Origin of the sequence: Corynebacterium sp. UMB4614 (assembly GCF_030217065.1) — a bacterium.
In the GTDB taxonomy this organism is placed as follows: domain Bacteria; phylum Actinomycetota; class Actinomycetes; order Mycobacteriales; family Mycobacteriaceae; genus Corynebacterium.
Window position 1 is genome coordinate 1 of sequence record NZ_JASONC010000015.1, and the last position, 16,914, is coordinate 16,914.

Below are 16,914 nucleotides of genomic sequence, written 5' to 3' on the forward strand. Positions count from 1 at the left end.
ATCCTTGGCATCCTGGTCAAATTTCTTCGGCATGTTCCAGATTTTCCCATCTACTCAAACGGAACAAAACCTGGGACCCTTCAATGCGCACTTCGACACCCTGACTCTGTTTGCAGCGCGCTGGTGTCCCATGATCTGGCCAGAACTGGCCACTTACTACTCGCGTTGATCTTCGCTCAGCGGATTTCGTGCTCTGAGCGGAAAACCGCTCCCCACCAGTTAGTAGCTGATTTCTCAGTCCAACTAACGGGGAGCAGTTCAGTGGCGCGGGGCGGGGGCACATCTCTTTTTCTGTTTTCCCACCGCGTGCAGCGTAATGGGTATGAGGTAGAGCGATATGCAGTGTACAAACCGAAGGGTCAGCGGGCGGTTGTTTGTCTGATCTAGGATATATCGGGGAGTTCAAGTCTCCCCAGGCGCACCATATTTTCCCTCGTGACCGCCGGTTTTTCTCATCCGGCGGTCATTTGGATTCGCCCCCGCCGTGGGTAGACTCGGGAGTTGTGAAGGAATCGCGCGAAAACCAGGATCCGCAGGAGCCCTTTCCCCTGCGCGTGCGCATTGTGCAGATCATCTTTCTCGCACTCGGCGTCATCGCCACGCTGCTACTCGCGTGGTGGCAATATGAACGCTGGCAATCCACCAGCGGCTCCTTCCAGAACTTGGGCTATGCGCTCCAGTGGCCGATCTTCGGCATCTTCCTTATCGTCACCTACCGCAAGTACATCGAATACGAGCGGGAGCGCCTACTCGGCGACGACGAGGCCGCCGTCGAAAAATACGCGGAAGACCAGCTCACCGAGGTCCCGGAAGACTTCCTGGCCCCCAGCGCAACGAGGGAATCCGAGACCGCGGAGGTTTTCGAGGATCACCGCAGGCGGGATGCCCGCTCGGCACCGCTACCGGCCCAGGAAGAACGAAGGAAGCGCCAGGCCAACGAGGGTTAGCGCCCGCACGCCCGATTCCCGATAATCCACCCCAACCGTAGAGGAAGAACTTGAGATGACGCAGCCAGCCTCGCCCCAGCCAGCGGGCGCCCAGATCCACCCGGCACGCCAGCAGCGGGTCGCAAAGGCCCTGAAGTGGTACTCGGTCATGGCGATCGCCACCGGTATCTGGCTGCTCGTGTTGGTCGTTGAGATGACCTTCAAGTACTTGATCCTGGGCAGCGATAACACCCCAGCCTGGTTCTCCTATATCGGCCCGGCCCACGGCATCTTCTTCATGCTCTACTGCATCACCTGCCTGGATCTGGGCACCAAGGCACGCTGGGAGCCCAGTAAGTGGCTTACCACCATCCTCGCCGGTGTGGTTCCGCTGCTGAGCTTCTTCGTCGAGCACAAGCGTCGCGTCGAGGTCAAGGAAGCTTTCGCTCTGAACTAACCGACGGCGTTGCGGTGCCGGCGGACCCCCGGCACCACCCCGCTCCTCCTCTCCGGGACTTATTAATCGCCCGGTTTAGTCGCCCGGCGCAGTCTCGATCTGTGCCGCGGCGATTTCTTTTTCCGTCGGCTGCTGCCGCAGTTCCTCCGGGCTGGAGGTATCCGGCCAACTGCGCCGCAGGCAGGCCAGAATCGCGACCGCCGCGGCCTCCGTAGCCACCGGCAGCGTGCCCAGGTCAGGAAGGAAGCCCGGGTTGTGGTTCGTCGGAATGTCGATATCCAACCGGCCTGCCTGCTCGGCGCGCTGCCACTGACGGCGCGGCGTAATGCCCACCGTCCACAGCAGATAAGGCACCCCGAAGTGCTTCGGGATCACGGAGAAGTCCTCGGAGGCCGTCCACGGCTCCATGTCCAGGCTGTTCTCGGTGAAGCGCTCGTCGAAGGCCGGGCGCACCGTCTCGAAGGCCTCGGCCGCGTTGTCGGTCGCGCCCAGCATGCCGACGAACTTGAAGCTCGGTTCCCGGTCGGCACCCGCTGCCTGGGCCTCGGCGCGCACGATCCGCTTGATCGCGGCTACCACGCGCTTGCGCAGGTCCTCATCGTAGAAACGGCAGCTCAGGGAGATCTTCGCCGAGTCCGGGATCACGTTATTGGCCTTACCCGCCTCCACGGACGCGACCGTGACCACGGCGAACTGGCCTGGCGGGACCTCCCGGGACACGATCGTCTGCAGCCGCATCACGGTGGATGCGGCCAGCACCACCGGGTCGACCGAACGGTGCGGCATCGAGGCGTGCGCACCGCGCCCGTACAGGGTGATCTCGATGGTCGTCGAGGAGGTCATCACTGGGCCCGGCGCGGTGTAGATCTCGCCCGCAGGCCCCGCGACGACGTGCTGCGCCAAGCAGACATCCGGGCGCGGAATGATCTGGTCCAGCCCATCGGAGACCATGCGGTGAGCACCCACCGCGGCCTCCTCCGCGGGCTGGAAGAGCGCGATGACGGTGCCGGACCAGTCGGTCCGCGTCGCGTCCAGGATTGCCATCGCACCCAGCAGCGAGCTGGTGTGGTGGTCGTGGCCGCAGGCGTGCATCGTCGGCACCCGCTGGCCCTCCGCGTTGAGCTGGGAATGCTTCGAGGCGTAGTCCACCTCGGTGGCTTCGGCGACGGGCAGGCCATCGAAGTCCGCGCGCATCAGCACCGTCGGGCCGTCGCCGTTGCGCAGCACTGCGGTGATGCCGTAGCCGCCGATGCCGGTCGTGACCGCCCAGTCGGGGAAGCGCCGCAGCTCCTCCTCGATGCGCTGGGCTGTCTGCTCCTCCGCCCCAGAGAGCTCTGGGTGGGCGTGGAGGTACTTATAGAGGTCCTCCTGCCAGCTCAGATCCGCCGCAGCGTTGGCGACGATCGTGCTCGGGGTGGATGGAGGGGTCACGGTGCACTTCCTTTCTTGCGTTCGAACTTATTGCGCGCTGGGTGCCCCGGTGGCGTTTTCGCTCGGGCGGGACCTGGCTGGTCTACTGCGCGGACTGAGCCAGCACACGCAGCGCCGGGACCAGCTGCTGCAGCGCCTTGCCGCGGTGGGAGAGCTCGTCCTTACGCTCCGGGGTGAGCTCAGCCGAGGACTGGCCCGGCGCTTCCGCAGGTTCGAAGAGCGGGTCGTAGCCGAAGCCGTTGGTGCCCTGCTCAGCACGCAGAATCCGGCCCTCCCACTCGCCGGTGACTGCCACCTCGCCCGCCAGGCCGGCGGCGTCGGCAATCTCGGAGGGAAGAGCGAGCACGCAGGAGGAAACGAATCGGGCGCCACGTCGGTCGTCGGGAACGTCGGAGAGCTGGGCTAGCAGCAGCCGGTTGTTCTCGGCGTCCTCCCCGTGGGCCCCGCACCAGCGGGCCGAGAGCACCCCGGGCATGCCGTTGAGCGCGTCGACGGAAAGGCCGGAATCATCCGCGACGGTGGGCAGGCCAGCATGCCGCACCCCGTCGAGGGCCTTGATCCGGGCGTTGGCCTCAAAGGTCGCGCCGGTCTCCGGGGTCTCCGGATATTCCGGCACGTCCGCGAGGCTGAGCAGCTCGATGCCCTCGACGTTTGCCGCCGCGAGCACCCGCTGCAGCTCCGCGAGCTTCTTCTTATTTCTGGACGCCACCAGCACCTGCATTGCGTCCTCCTTCCGCGTGGTCTGTGGGGGGTTTCTAGAGCGTGACCGGGCCCGAAGCCGGGTCGGTATTCAGAGCGCGCTGTTGCAGCTCGATCAGCTGGTGCAGACCACCTTCTGCCAGGTCCAGCATGGTGTTGAGCTCCGCGCGGTCGAACTCCGCAGCCTCGCCGGTGCCCTGGATCTCCACGAAGCGGCCGGCCTTGGTCATCACGACGTTCATGTCCACGTCTGCCCGCGAGTCCTCCTCATAGGGCAGGTCGAGGCAGGCCACGCCGTCGATGATGCCCACGGAGACGGCAGCGACGGGGTCGCGCAGCGGCGTGCCCGGCACAACACCCTGCTCCTGCAGGTAGGCCAGGGCATCGGCGAGGGCGACGTAGGCACCGGTGATCGCGGCGGTGCGGGTGCCGCCGTCGGCCTGTAGGACGTCGCAGTCGATGGCTATGGTGTTCTCGCCCAGCTCGGTCAGGTCCACGGCGGCGCGCAGGGCGCGGCCAACCAGGCGGGAGATCTCGTGGGTGCGGCCCTTGACCTTGCCGCGCATGGACTCGCGCGGCATGCGCTCGTGGGTGGCAGAGGGCAGCATCGCGTACTCCGCGGTCAGCCAACCCTCGCCGGAATCCCGCTTGAAGCGCGGCACGCCGAGCTCCACGCTGGCGGTGCACATCACCCGGGTGTTCCCGAATTCGACGAGCACGCTGCCTGCCGGGTTGGTGGTGAAACGGCGGGTGATTCGGATGTCGCGCAGCTGGTCGACGCTGCGGCCATCGGCGCGGGTATGGGTGCTTTGTTCTGGCGTATTAGACATGCCAGCCAGTGTAGCGGGCGCTTAGTGCTGCTCGCTGATGCGCAGACCCGGCCGGGCAACCTCGATGGGGCCCGTGTAGTGGCGGGCGGCCGCGGCGACCGTGGCGGCCTTATCCCCCCATGGCGGGATGTGGGTCAAAACGAGCCGGCCCACGCCCGCTGCCTGGGCGGCCTCACCGGCCTCCGCGCCGGAGAGGTGCATGCCCTCCGGCATGGTCGCTGCCCCATCACCCCAGGTCGCCTCGCAGACGAGGACGTCCGCCCCCGCGGCGATGCGCGCCAGGGCCGGGGTCGGCGCGGTGTCGCCGCTGTAGACCACGGAGAAGCCGGAGGAGTCCTCGAAGCGGATAATGTAGGCCTCGGTGGGGTGGATGGCGTCTACGGCATAGATCCGCAGGTCGCCGATGGTGTGATGCGGCCAGGTCTCGGCGTCGAAGTCGCTCTCGGGCCCGACAACGTGGTCGAGGACCTCGAAGGTGTCGGTGAGGTCGTCCGGCGCCTCCGGGGAGTCGCCGCTGGCCTGGCCGATGTGCTTGGCGGCGATGCTCGGCCCGATCAGCTTGTGGCGGGTGCTCGCCGGCGCGAAGGGGTGGTAGCGGCGCCACACCAGCAGGCTCGGAACGTCCGAGCAGTGGTCGGCGTGCATGTGGGAGAGGACGACGTGGCAACCGGAGGGGTCGATGCCCTCATAGCGCTGCATCTGCTTGAGCACCCCCGAGCCCAGGTCCACGACCACGCCCTCGCCCGCCGCGCTGCGCAGGAAATACCCCGAGGCCGCGGCCGAGGGGCCGGGCACGCTTCCGGAACAACCCAACACAAGCATCTCCATAAGTGGACATTGTTTCACGATGCCCGGCGTTTTTCGATATTTGGGCAAGCTTTTGATCAGGTTTCGTTCAACGGGGTGGTTTCGAGATGGCTCCGGGTCGAGTCCCGGACGGTTACGCGGTGCCCCAGGCGTTAGCGCAGCAGCTCGGGGATCTGCGACACGCTCGTAATCTTGGGCCCCAAGAAACGCTGTGCGAGCTGAGCAAAGCGGTGCGGGTCCCCGGTGGATTCGAAGGACAAGGTGGCGTGGCGCTCCGGGTCGTTATCCGCCAGCTGTCCGCTTTCTGCCAGCGTGCGGTAGACCATCTTCGCGGTCTCCTCCGCGGAGTTCACCAGCGTGACGTCCTCCCCCATGACGAACTGCACCACCCCGGTGAGCAGCGGATAGTGCGTGCACCCCAGCACCACGGTGTCCACCCCGGCCTCCTTCAACGGCTCGAGGTACCCTTCCGCCAACGCGTGGATCTGGCGGCCCGAGGTGATCCCCCGCTCCACGAAGGGCACGAACTGCGGACATGCCTGGGCAACGGCGGTGACGCCCGGACTAGCAGCAAAGAGGTCCTGGTACGCCCCGGAGGTCACCGTCGCCTGGGTCCCGATCAGGCCGATGCGGTTGTTCCGGGTTGCAGAGACGGCGCGGCGGACCGCGGGGAGGATGACCTCGACGACCGGGATCGGGTAGCGCTCGCGGGCGTCGCGCATGAAGGCCGCGGTGGCGGTGTTGCAGGCGATGACGATCATCTTCACCCCGCGGGCAACCAGCTCGTCGGCGACCATGCGGGCGTACTCGCGAACCTGTGCGATCGTCTTATCCCCATAGGGCGAATTCGCGGTATCCCCGATGTAGATGATGGATTCGTGCGGCAGAAGGTCCACGATCGTGCGCGCCACGGTGAGCCCGCCGACCCCGGAGTCGAAGATCCCGATGGGCGCGTTGTTGTGGGATTCCTGTTCCGGGGTACTGCCTGCCGCGCTGCCGCCGTCCGCCTGCTCCGCCATGTGCTTACTCGGTCCTTCCTTAGTTATTCTCGCGGTCTTAGTTTAACGACGTCGCTCACGGCCCCACGCATCCGTGCGTCGGCCGCGTCCTGTGACTGGTGAGCCGGGGTGGTGGGGTCGCAGGGATTGGTTAGAGCACCGGGGATGAGAATGCATCGCCGGGGGGTCGGGGCGAACGGGGCGTGGCTACATACCCAGGGAGGCTTGGCCGGCGGTGCGCACGGCACGGGTGGCGGTGGGCATCTTCGGCATCAGCCAGGCGGCGAGAATGCCGGCCAGCGCCCCGCAGAGGTGCCCCTGCCAGCTAATGGCCTGGTCAGTGGGCAGAATCCCGGTCCACAGGGAGCCATAGAGCAACAGCACCACGACCCCGCCGGCCAGCTGGCTGAGCTTCTTGGTAAAGAGTCCGCGGGTGATGAGGAACGCGACCCAGCCGTAGATCATGCCGGAGGCACCGACGTGAACGGTGCCCGCGCCACCAATGAGCCAGGTCCCCACCCCGCTGGCGAGCAGGATGATCAGGGAACTGCGCCAGAAGACGCGTCTGCCTGACCAGCAGATCATCGTGATCAGCACAACCGCAGTCATGGAGTTGGCGATGAGGTGATCCCAGCCCCCGTGCAGGAAAGGCGCGGCGAACACACCGAGAAGGCCGTAGGGATCACCGGGCCGGATACCGAAGGCGTTGAGTCCGTACCCCAGCATCATGTTGATGACCTGGACAATCCAGGCCACCGCCACGAGCCGCAGGGCGAAGGCGAGGTTCGGCATGCTCAGGCTCCTGAACTTTAGGGGGTGGTACCACCCCGGCGCGGTGACGGGATGAAGCCGTGGGGTTCTTTAACAGCCCACGATACTGCGCCAGGAGGGATGCTCGTAGGCGGGCTCTGCCGCCAATACGGCGTGCACGATAGCCCGTTCCACGCAGTTGGCGGCCGTGGCGGCGAGCACGGACATGCCCACGGCGTCCACGCTGCCGCTACGGATACCGGTGGCCAGCCCAAAGAGGGTGTCCCCGTCCATGGGCATGTGTGCTGGGCGGATCGCGCGTGCCAGGCCGTCGTGAGCGGAGAGCGCCAGGCGCTTGGCCTGTGCCTTGGTGAGCGGAGCGTCCGTGGCGACCACGCCAATGGTGGTGTTCAGCTGCGGGCTGCCGGGCTGCCCGTCGCCCGGTGCGGGGAATTTGGTGCCCGCGAGGTTCATTCCGCGCAAGTGCGCCGCGCCCTCCTCGGAGACCGGCGTGGTCGACGCCGCGCCAAACTCACCGGCCAGCTCTGCATCGAAGCCCCACAGTCGCCCGGTGGCGGGGTTGAAGACCGCGCCCTGCGCGTTGACGACGATGCCCGCAGCCACCGTCGCCCCGCTGAGTGCCGCGAGCTCGCCCGGCAGTTCCGGGAGTACCGCGCTGGCCTGCCCGAATCCGCCCTTCAGGGCACCGGCGGAAGCTCCCAGTCCAGCACCGAGATTGCCCGATGCGGTAGCGGGGGCGAGAGCTGCATCATTCCCGCCCTGCCCGCGTGGTGGTTCCCCGTCGCGGGCGATTGTTGCACTGCGCAACGCGGCCTCGGCGGCCGCCGCGCCGGTCTCCGGGCTGGGGCGGGAGTCCCAGCGGCCCAGCAGCAGGTCGAAGATCACCGCACCCGGCACGATCGGCACGATCTTCTCGGGTGCGTCCTCCCCCAGCACGGGGAAGCCGATGCCCGCCGCCTCCAGGGCGGCCATCGCGCCGTCCGCGGCTGCAAGGCCGTAGGCAGAGCCACCGCACAATGCGATGGCGTGAACCTGCTCGACCGTATTGTGTGGCTCCAACAGATCCGTCTCACGGGTTCCGGGCCCGCCACCACGCACATCGACCGAGGCGACTGCCCCGGCGGGCGCGGCGATGATCGTGGCCCCGGAGTCTCCAGCCCCACCCTCACTGATCGCGTGCCCCACGCCGAGGCCACGGACGTCGATAAGCGAGTTGCTGGGCCCCGGCTGGGCGCCGAACAATTCGGCGGACATCCTAAAACTCGCCCGTCGGTCGGTTGCCCGGGCCGTGTTGCCCCTCCGGCCCTTCACCGCGGCCCTCGTCCGGATTCTGCGGATCGTCGCCATCCGGGTTGTCCATCATCTCTGCGGGCGGCTCCCCCATCATCGCGCGCAGCAGGCTGTCCTGGTGGAAAGCCAGCCACGAGGTCAACTCCTTGGCCGCGTCAACCCGATCCGGCCCCTCCAGTCCGTGCAGCGCGGGCTGGCAGAGCTCGTGATAGTAGTTCCGAACGTCGTTGATGGCCGAGAGCCACGGCTGGACTTCCTCCTGGCTCAGGGTGATGTTCACCGAGCCATCCGGGCCAATGTGTTCGGCAATGAGCGCGAGGTTCATCAACTTACTCTTGATGATGTCGGTCTCGTTGAGCTGCCGGGTTAGCGCGGCATCTCCCTCGACCTTCTCGGCGCCGTCTGCGAAGAAGTCCGGCAGGAGTCGGGCAAGCGCCGGGCTGCTCGGGCGCTCCGAGTGGCCGCTGGCCAAGCCGGTCAGCTCCGCCAGCTCATCTTTTGGCGCGGTGCGCACCCGCTCCATCAGGGCATCGGCGACGGTGGCGGCGCAGTTACCCAGGGTCTCCCGCTCCAGGGGGTTGAGCTGGGTGACAAAGCGCGTGCCACGCAGCATGCCGGTCTTCTTCTTCCACGGTTCCATCTGTGGGGAGTCCTCCTCGCCTCGCGGGATGCTTACTAGCCTGCCGCCTGCTCCATCGTGGCCCACAGGCCCGCTGTGTGGAGCTTCTTGACATCTCCCTCGACCTTATCGCGCTCGCCGGACGAGACCACGGCCTTACCCTCGGTGTGGACCCGCATCATCAACTCGGTGGCCTTCTTGCGGGAGTAACCGAGCACGGTTTCGAAGACGTAGGTCACGTAGCTCATGAGGTTGACGGGATCGTCCCAGCAGATGCACTGCCACGGCAGATCGGCATCCGCGAGGGTCTCGGGTCGTTTCTCCGCAACTGGGGTTGCGCTTGGTGCAGCTGGGGAAGTCATGCCCCCAAGGATACCGTCGCCACGCCGGGGCGGCGAAGGCATCGCGGTGGAATATTTCTTTGCCTGTCCGCACCGCTCGCTAGAGTGTGAGTATTCGCCGGGGCCACTCGACGGCTACGGCACCACCTGAAGAAGAAAACGCGTAGGGATCCACTTGTCTTCCACAGCCCAGAACCCACAACAGGACGCCGCCTACGGCTCGATCGGCCACCTCGACCCGTACCTCTCCGCACCGCGCTCCTCCGCTCTGCTCACCGATAAGTACGAGCTGACCATGCTGGAAGCCGCGCTACAGGACGGCACCGCCGAGAAGCAGTGCGCCTTCGAGGTCTTCACCCGCCGCCTGCCCAACGAACGCCGCTATGGGGTCGTCGCCGGCACCGAGCGCGTCCTCCGCGCGATCCGGGACTTCGTCTTCACAGAGGCCCAGCTGGAAAACCTGGACTTCCTGCAGCCCGAGACGCTGGAGTACCTGCGCAACTACCGCTTCCGCGGGCAGGTGGACGGTTACTTGGAGGGCGAGGTCTACTTTCCGCACTCCCCGATCCTCACCGTGCGAGGCACCTTCGCCGAGTGCGTCATCCTGGAGACGGTGATCCTCTCCATCCTCAACGCGGACTCCGCCGTGGCCTCCGCGGCCGCCCGCATGGTCACCGCCGCCAACGGTCGCCCCATCATCGAGATGGGCAGCCGTCGCACGCACGAGTACGCCGCGGTGTCCAGCGCCCGCGCCGCCTACCTCGCTGGCTTCGACGCCACCTCCAACCTCGAGGCAGCCTTCCGCTACAACATCCCGGCCTCCGGCACCGCCGCACATGCCTGGACGCTACTGCACACCCACCCGGACGGCACGACCGATGAGGAAGCCGCTTTCCGGGCGCAGATCGCCGCCCACGGCGTGGGGACCACCCTGCTGGTGGACACCTATGACATCGCCGAAGGCGTGGAAACCGCCATCCGCGTGGCCGGCCCTGAGCTCGGCGGGGTGCGCATCGACTCCGGCGACCTTGGTGTGCTCGCCCAGCAAGTGCGCGACCAGCTGGATTCCCTGGGCGCGCACAACACGAAGATCATCGTCTCCAGCGATATGGATGAATTCTCCATCGCCGCGCTGCGCAGCGAGCCGGTGGACGGCTTCGGCGTGGGAACTTCGGTGGTCACCGGCTCCGGCGCGCCGACCGCAGGGCTGGTCTACAAGCTCGTCGAGGTCGAGGGCGCCCCGGTGGCGAAGCGCTCCCGCGGCAAGGACTCGCAGGGCGGAGCAAAGGCTGCAATCCGAACCTGCCGGGACACCGGCACCGCCGTGGAGGAGATCACCTTCCCCTTCGGCGAGGCCCGCCCGGATACCGGCATCCTGGATGCCATCGAACTCTCCGTCCCGCTCATCCGCGACGGTGAGCCAGTGGATGGCCTGCCCACCCTCGAGGATTCCCGCCAACTGCTGGCCGACCGGCTGGTCTCCCTGCCGTGGGAGGGCCTGGCCCTATCCCGCGACGAGCCGGTGATCAGCGTCCGCCACGTGCCCCACACCCAGGGCTAACTGGGGCAGAAACCGGCCAGCTCCCCGACCGGTCACCAGTACCTTTCCCGTTACTCGTAGAAGAAGTGCTCCCGTGAGTTCCACCCAAGACCTCCTCGCCACAGCCGTCGCCAGCATTGGCGGTGCGCCGCGCCCCGGCCAGCAAAAAATGGCCGATGCCGTCACCGAGGCCATGGAACAATCCACGCACCTGGCTGTCCAGGCGGGCACGGGAACGGGTAAGTCCCTGGCCTACCTGGTCCCCGCGGCGCGGCACGCCACCCAGACGAACGTCCCCGTCATCGTCTCCACCGCAACCATCGCCCTGCAGCGCCAGCTGGTGGAACGCGACCTCCCCCGCCTCGCCGACGCCCTGGAGGAACACCTCCCCCGCCCATTGACCTCCGCGATCCTCAAAGGGCGCAATAACTACCTCTGCCTCAACAAGATCAACGGCATTGGCGACGAAGCAATCCCCGAGGCAGAAGAGGACGCACTGCTCGACCCCTCCCAAATCTCGAAAACGGGAGCCCAGGTTGCCCGCCTACACGAGTGGGCTCAGGAGACTGAGGACGGCGACCGGGATAACCTCGACCGCGGCGTGTCCGACACCGCCTGGCGGCAGGTCTCCGTCAGCTCCCGGGAATGCGTCGGCGCGAGCCGCTGCCCCTTCGGCGACCAGTGCTTCGCGGAACGGGCCCGGGCGGAAGCAGCCGAGGCGGACATCGTCGTCACCAACCACGCACTCCTCGCCATCGACGCCCTCTCCGACGTGCCGGTCCTGCCGGAGCACGACTGCGTGGTGATCGATGAGGCCCACGAGCTCGAGTCCCGCATCACCTCCACAGCCACCGCGGAGCTCTCCCCCACCAATATCGCGATCCTCGCCAAACGCACCGGCAAGATCGGCCCGGACGGCACCGGCGATGCGCTGACCGAGGCGCTCGACGAGTGGGTCACCGCTCTCGACGGCGCGATCGCCACCGACGGTGATCGGATCGTCGGCCGGTGGACCGGGGTTCCCAACGGGCTAGAGGTTCCCCTCAGCGTACTCAAGGACGCGGCGTGGAAAACCAACCGACAGATCAACTCGGTACCCGGCGGCGAGTTCGCCAACGACCCGGCGAAGGCCGCCGAGCGCCAGGCCCTGCTCGTGGCGACCGAAGAGCTGAACGATACCTGCGTGCGCGTCCTCGAGGCCTCCACCGCGGATGCCGCCGCGGATCAGGAGGACCTGCTCGGGGAGGACGTCGTCTGGCTCTCTGCCGATGGCAACCGCAAGGTCGTCCGCGTCGCACCGTTGTCCGTCGCCGACCTGCTGCGGCAGCGGCTCTTCGCCCAATCCACGGTGATTCTGACGTCCGCGACCCTCGCGCTAGGCGGGAAATTCACCGCCATGCTCGCCCAATGGGGTGCGGCGAAGGACACGAAGACCCTCGACGTGGGCACCCCCTTCGACGCCCGGACCCACGGCATCCTCTACGTCGCCCGCGACCTCGCCGCCCCTGGGCGCAGTGGACCATCCAGCGGGTTCATCGATCACGCCGCCCAGCTCATCAACGCCGCCGGTGGCCGCACCCTCGGCCTGTTCTCCTCCCGCCGGGCGGCCGAGGAGATGGCGGATCAACTACGCAGCGTGGTTCCCTACGAGATCCTCCTGCAGGGCGAGGATTCGATGTCCAGCCTCGTGGAGAAGTTCCGGAAGGACGAGTCCGCGTGCCTCTTCGGCACCCTGGGTCTGTGGCAGGGTGTGGACGTGCCCGGCTCCGCGCTGCAACTGGTGCTCATCGACCGCATCCCCTTCCCTCGCCCGGATGACCCGCTGAAGCAGGCCCGCAAAGAGACCGCAGATAAAGCTGGCCGCAGTGGCTTCGTGGAAGTCGCTGCGACCCACGCCGCGCTGCTGATGGCGCAGGGGGCGGGACGGCTGCTGCGCAGCGTGGACGACCGCGGCGTCGTCGCCGTGCTGGACTCCCGACTGGCCACCGCGCGCTACGGCTCCTTCATCCGCGCCAGCATGCCACGGTTCTGGGAGACCTCGGATCTGGATGTGGCGCGCGGGGCGCTGCGCAGGCTGAATGCGCAGCCCGGGAAATAGCGCGCCGTGGGCTCGATGAAATCGGCCTAACGCCCGTGGTGTGACGTTTATCATGGTGCCAACTGCGGTTCCCGCTTTAGGTGGGCCCGCAAAAATATTTGCCTCGTACAGTGCGCGATCATCCGATGGCGCTTAGGAAGGACCAGCCATGCCAGTTCAGAGCACGCGGGAGACCATCCAGATCCCCGACGTTGGAATCTACGAATTCACCTTCGGCCAGCTGGATCCGGCGGACGAGGACAAGGTTGCGATCATCGACATCGCCGATGGCACGGAAACCACCTATCAGCAGCTGCGCAGCTACATCAACTGCGTTGCCGGTGGGCTTTCCCACCTCGGTATCCGCAGCGGCGATGTGGTCGCACTACACTGCCCCAACTCCCTGGCCTTCGTCGTCTACGCCCACGCCGTCTGGCGCCTGGGCGCGACCCTCACCCCGGTCTCCCTCCTGGCGGACGAGGCCGCCATCACCCGGCAGCTGCAAGACTCCGGCGCGCGCATGCTCGTCACGCTGGCCGCGATGGGCGATCACGCCGCCCAGGCAGCTCAAGCCGCCGGGCTCAGCGAGGAACAGGTCCACCACCTCGACCGCAATTCGGGAATGCAGCAGATGCTGGCCGAGCGGCGCCACGCGCCGGAGGACATCAGTTTTGACCCTGCGACCCACCTCGCCGTCCTGCCGTACTCCTCCGGAACCACCCAGGATCCGAAGGGGGTTCGCCTCAGCCACCGCAACCTGGTCGCCAACGTCTGCCAGGCTGCGGATCAGGACCTCGTGACCCGGGAGGACGTCGTCTTCGGGGTGCTGCCCTTCTTCCACATCTACGGGCTCACCGCGCTGCTGAACCTCGCGCTCAAGCAGCGCGCCACGCTGGTGACCCAGCCGCGTTTCGAGCTGGGCAGCTTCCTCGCCTCTCACGAGCGTTTCGGCGTGACCTTCACATTCATCGCCCCACCCATCGCGGTGCTGCTGGCGAAGCACCCCCAGGTCGAGGAATTCGATCTGAGCAGCCTGCGGGCCGTGCTCTCGGGCGCTGCGGCGTTGGACACCAGCCTCGCGGAGGCCGTCCAGGAACGCCTCGGGGTGGACGTCTACCAGGGCTTCGGGATGACCGAGTCCTCCCCGGTCACCCACCTGAACCTGGACATGAGCGTGCCCCGCGGCTCCATCGGGCTGCCAGTGGCAAACACTGAGCACAAGCTCGTCGCCGTCGAATCGGGAGAGGAGATTCCGCGGCCGAACAACGGGCACTCGGAGGTCGGCGAGCTGTGGGTGCGTGGCCCCCAGGTAATGCTCGGCTACCTGAACCGCGACCGGGAGACGGCAGAAACCCTCGTGGACGGTGGCTGGCTGCGCACCGGCGACCTCGCGGTCCAGGACCCCGAGGGCAATGTTTATGTCGTGGACCGCCTCAAAGAGGTCATCAAGTACAAGGGCTACCAGGTCGCTCCCGCTGAGCTGGAGGCCCTACTGCTCACGCACCCGGAGGTCGCGGACGCCGCGGTGATCGGGGTCGCGGGTGAGGATGGCTTGGAGATCCCCAAAGGCTTCATCGTGCTGCAGCAGAACGCCACGGCCACGGCTGAGGACATCATGGCCTACGTGGCCGAGCAGGTGCCGAGCTATAAGAAGGTGCGGGCCATCGAGTTCATCGATGCGATCCCGAAGTCCTCGACCGGCAAGATCCTGCGTCGCGTGCTTCGGGCCCGCGAGGACTAGCGAGAGGCGGCATCGCTCGGGTCACGTCCCGAGCGCTCCCCGCAGCCCTCGCAGTCTCGAAATACGATCTCCCAGACCTCCGGGCGGATCGCGCTAACGCGGAGGCTGCTGGCCGCCATAGGAGGCAGCAATAACAGTCGCGCTCCCCGCGGCGATCTCCGTGTGGCCTGCGTCGCGGACCTCCACCACCGGCCACTGCCCGCCCACCGCGGTGATCCACCGCGAGCTCGCAGCGGCGGCGTCTGCGGCGTGACGTTCCGCGAGTGCCGCGCGCTTGGCGGCGAACTCCTCGGCCGGGATTTCCCGCACGTGCACGGGACAGCCCAGCTCGAACCACGCAACCGCCTGCTTCGGGCTGAGGAAGGCAGCATAAAGCATCGACCCGTGGCCGACCTGGGCTGCGGCCTTGCCGACCGTCATGCCCAGCCCGGCGTCCACGAAAATGACTGGGTGCAATGGATCCGGTTCGGGTGTGGGCAGCGGGCCAGGTTCGGGTGGCAAGTCGGAACCCTGAATCTGCAACTTGTTGATCCTCGGATCCACGCCATCAACGCGCCCGGGTAGGAACGCCTTGGCCATCGCACCGTGCACATTCACCTCGTGCCCAGGCAGCCCAAGAACCGCGTCCCACTTGCTGGCGCGGGCGCGGCGGGCGAGTTTCCGAATCTTCGCGCCGTACCAGCTTTTTAATGCCTGGGCCCACTCGCTGTCTTCCTCACCTGCTCGAGGGTCGAGGCAGACACGGGCGCAGGCGGAGGCAGCCGCAGCCAGGAGATCGTGGCGCAGTGGCGCATCCACCTTCGGCAGGTGCAGGACCATGGGCATAGCCTGCACGCTGCTCGGGTCTTGTGGGTCTTCGGTACCAGGGTGCCCAGCAAGGTGGACGAGCATCGCATGCGCCCGCCGGACCAGCTCCCGCTCGTCTGCTTCCAACTCCCCTGGTTCGTTGTACTCGCGCACTAGTCCTGCAGTGGCGGGCGGCGGTAGGTGCCGTCAGCCATGTCCTCGTGCTCGATCTCGGAGCGGGAGATGCCGAGTAGGAAGAGTACTTGGTCAAGGAATGGGTAATTCACGGATGCGTCAGCCACCTCGCGAAGGGCCGGCTTCGCGTTGAAGGCGATGCCCAGGCCCGCGGTGGAGAGCATGTCGATATCGTTCGCACCATCGCCCACTGCCACCGTCTGGTTGAGCTTGATGCCATTGGACCAGGCGAACTCCTTGAGGGACTCGGCCTTCGCACGGCGGTCAATGACCGGGCCGATCACGCGACCCGTGAGCTTGCCCTCACGGATCTCCAAGGTGTTGGCTCGGGCGAAGTCGAGGCCCAGCTCGCGGGCCAGCGGCTCAATGATCTGAATGAAGCCGCCGGAGACCACGCCAGTCTTGTATCCCAGGCGCTTGAGGGTACGAATCGTGGTGCGCGCACCCGGGGTGAGCTTAATGTCGTTGGCGACCTTCTCCACGACAGACGCGTCGAGCCCAGCCAGGGCCTTGACGCGCTCGTGGAGGGATTCCGCGAAGTCCAGTTCACCACGCATGGCTCGCTCGGTAACAGCAGCGACCTCGTCCTCGCGGCCGGCATAGGCCGCCAGCATCTCAATGACCTCCTGCTGGATGAGGGTGGAGTCCACGTCAAAGCAGATCAGGCGCTTGCTTCGGCGAGCCAGGCCGGCTCGCTCGACTGCGATGTCGAGGTGCAGCTCAGCGGTGAGCTCGGAGACTGCCTTGCGCAGCTCCACGCCGCCACCCGGGCGGGGATTAGCGACGGTGAAGTGAATCTCCAGCCCGGTGACCGGGTAATCGGCGATCCCGCGAATCGTATCGATATTCGCGTCCTCGGCAGCCAGCGTTTGTCCGATGCGCTGGACGTCCTCGGCGGTGATTCGGCGCCCGAGCACGACCATGACGTGGGAGGGCATTGGCTTGGTCGCCATGGCCTCCGTGTCCGTCTGGATCTGCACGCTCATGCCGAGGGCCTCCAGGTCGGCGGGCAGCTCGTTGTTCAGGGTGGCCAACGTATCAGCGTCGACGCCGACGAGGGCGGCGAGGGCGAGATTGCCACGGAAGACGGATTGCTCGACGTCGATGAGCTGGACGTCGTGGGCAGCGAGGCTGCGGAAGAAGCGGGCAGTAACGCCGGGCTTGTCGTCACCCGTGACGGTGATGACGGCCGGTTCGCAGCCGTTATTCAGGATGGATTCCAGCTCTTCGGGGAAGGCGAGCCTCGTGGGCTGGAGATTATCGACTGGGGTGGAGTTATTTGCGCTAGTCACACCCACGATTGAACCACAGTGGCTGCGGCAAGGAGGATCCGCTACCCCCGTTTTTCGGCAAAAGAAAAACCACACCCTGCGTAGTAAGGGTGTGGTTTGCGCTCACAGCACCTC

General features: G+C 66.6%; 16 protein-coding genes. 5 read left to right on the plus strand and 11 right to left on the minus strand.

What is annotated here, in order from left to right; genetic code table 11:
- Nucleotides 1-503: 503 nt before the first annotated feature.
- A complete protein-coding gene (locus QP413_RS07160; protein ID WP_012360708.1) occupies nucleotides 504-947 on the plus strand; it encodes a hypothetical protein in 444 nt (147 codons plus the stop codon).
- Between the two features lie 55 nt (nucleotides 948-1,002).
- Nucleotides 1,003-1,383 (plus strand): DUF3817 domain-containing protein, encoded by a 381-nt coding sequence (locus QP413_RS07165; protein ID WP_070759174.1) that lies wholly within the window; start codon nucleotides 1,003-1,005, stop codon nucleotides 1,381-1,383.
- Nucleotides 1,384-1,458: 75 nt separating this feature from the next.
- Here QP413_RS07165 and QP413_RS07170 read toward each other — a convergent pair whose 3' ends face one another.
- The 9 genes from QP413_RS07170 to clpS form a co-directional block, all read right to left on the minus strand.
- Nucleotides 1,459-2,814, minus strand: coding sequence for an amidohydrolase (locus QP413_RS07170; protein WP_284781293.1), 1,356 nt, complete (start codon nucleotides 2,812-2,814; stop codon nucleotides 1,459-1,461).
- An 82-nt stretch (nucleotides 2,815-2,896) separates the two neighbouring features.
- Nucleotides 2,897-3,535, minus strand: a complete 639-nt coding sequence (locus QP413_RS07175) for a non-canonical purine NTP pyrophosphatase (protein WP_284781294.1) — start codon at nucleotides 3,533-3,535, stop codon at nucleotides 2,897-2,899.
- Between the two features lie 34 nt (nucleotides 3,536-3,569).
- Entirely contained in the window at nucleotides 3,570-4,343 is a 774-nt protein-coding gene (gene rph / locus QP413_RS07180; protein ID WP_284781295.1) for a ribonuclease PH, read from the minus strand.
- Between the two features lie 21 nt (nucleotides 4,344-4,364).
- On the minus strand, nucleotides 4,365-5,159 hold the full coding sequence (locus QP413_RS07185) for an MBL fold metallo-hydrolase (protein WP_284781316.1): 795 nt from the start codon (nucleotides 5,157-5,159) through the stop codon (nucleotides 4,365-4,367).
- Nucleotides 5,160-5,302: 143 nt separating this feature from the next.
- A complete protein-coding gene (gene murI / locus QP413_RS07190; RefSeq protein ID WP_284781296.1) occupies nucleotides 5,303-6,169 on the minus strand; it encodes a glutamate racemase in 867 nt (288 codons plus the stop codon).
- Between the two features lie 186 nt (nucleotides 6,170-6,355).
- Nucleotides 6,356-6,940 carry a rhomboid family intramembrane serine protease gene (locus QP413_RS07195; protein WP_148812696.1) on the minus strand — a complete coding sequence of 195 codons (585 nt, stop codon included), beginning with the start codon at nucleotides 6,938-6,940 and terminating at the stop codon, nucleotides 6,356-6,358.
- A 69-nt stretch (nucleotides 6,941-7,009) separates the two neighbouring features.
- Nucleotides 7,010-8,173, minus strand: coding sequence for a P1 family peptidase (locus QP413_RS07200; protein WP_284781297.1), 1,164 nt, complete (start codon nucleotides 8,171-8,173; stop codon nucleotides 7,010-7,012).
- A 1-nt stretch (nucleotide 8,174) separates the two neighbouring features.
- On the minus strand, nucleotides 8,175-8,849 hold the full coding sequence (locus QP413_RS07205) for a DUF2017 domain-containing protein (protein ID WP_284781298.1): 675 nt from the start codon (nucleotides 8,847-8,849) through the stop codon (nucleotides 8,175-8,177).
- Between the two features lie 35 nt (nucleotides 8,850-8,884).
- Nucleotides 8,885-9,190 (minus strand): ATP-dependent Clp protease adapter ClpS, encoded by a 306-nt coding sequence (gene clpS, locus QP413_RS07210; protein ID WP_148812702.1) that lies wholly within the window; start codon nucleotides 9,188-9,190, stop codon nucleotides 8,885-8,887.
- Nucleotides 9,191-9,392: 202 nt separating this feature from the next.
- On the opposite strand from clpS, the gene QP413_RS07215 reads away from it, so the two are divergent.
- The 3 genes from QP413_RS07215 (at nucleotide 9,393) to QP413_RS07225 (ending at nucleotide 14,527) form a co-directional block, all read left to right on the plus strand.
- On the plus strand, nucleotides 9,393-10,730 hold the full coding sequence (locus QP413_RS07215) for a nicotinate phosphoribosyltransferase (protein ID WP_284781317.1): 1,338 nt from the start codon (nucleotides 9,393-9,395) through the stop codon (nucleotides 10,728-10,730).
- A 73-nt stretch (nucleotides 10,731-10,803) separates the two neighbouring features.
- Nucleotides 10,804-12,807 carry an ATP-dependent DNA helicase gene (locus tag QP413_RS07220; RefSeq protein ID WP_284781299.1) on the plus strand — a complete coding sequence of 668 codons (2,004 nt, stop codon included), beginning with the start codon at nucleotides 10,804-10,806 and terminating at the stop codon, nucleotides 12,805-12,807.
- Nucleotides 12,808-12,955: 148 nt separating this feature from the next.
- Nucleotides 12,956-14,527 (plus strand): AMP-binding protein, encoded by a 1,572-nt coding sequence (locus tag QP413_RS07225; protein ID WP_284781300.1) that lies wholly within the window; start codon nucleotides 12,956-12,958, stop codon nucleotides 14,525-14,527.
- A 93-nt stretch (nucleotides 14,528-14,620) separates the two neighbouring features.
- Here the strand turns inward: QP413_RS07225 and QP413_RS07230 are convergent, their stop codons facing one another.
- Both QP413_RS07230 and serB read right to left on the minus strand, forming a co-directional pair.
- Nucleotides 14,621-15,487: an aminoacyl-tRNA hydrolase gene (locus QP413_RS07230; RefSeq protein ID WP_246821197.1), complete on the minus strand. Its 867-nt coding sequence runs from the start codon at nucleotides 15,485-15,487 to the stop codon at nucleotides 14,621-14,623.
- The gene (gene serB / locus QP413_RS07235) at nucleotides 15,487-16,875 is read right to left on the minus strand and encodes a phosphoserine phosphatase SerB (RefSeq protein ID WP_148792546.1); all 1,389 of its coding nucleotides are present in this window, start codon (nucleotides 16,873-16,875) and stop codon (nucleotides 15,487-15,489) included. The genes QP413_RS07230 and serB overlap by 1 nt, the downstream gene beginning before the upstream one ends.
- Between the last annotated feature and the right edge of the window lie 39 nt (nucleotides 16,876-16,914).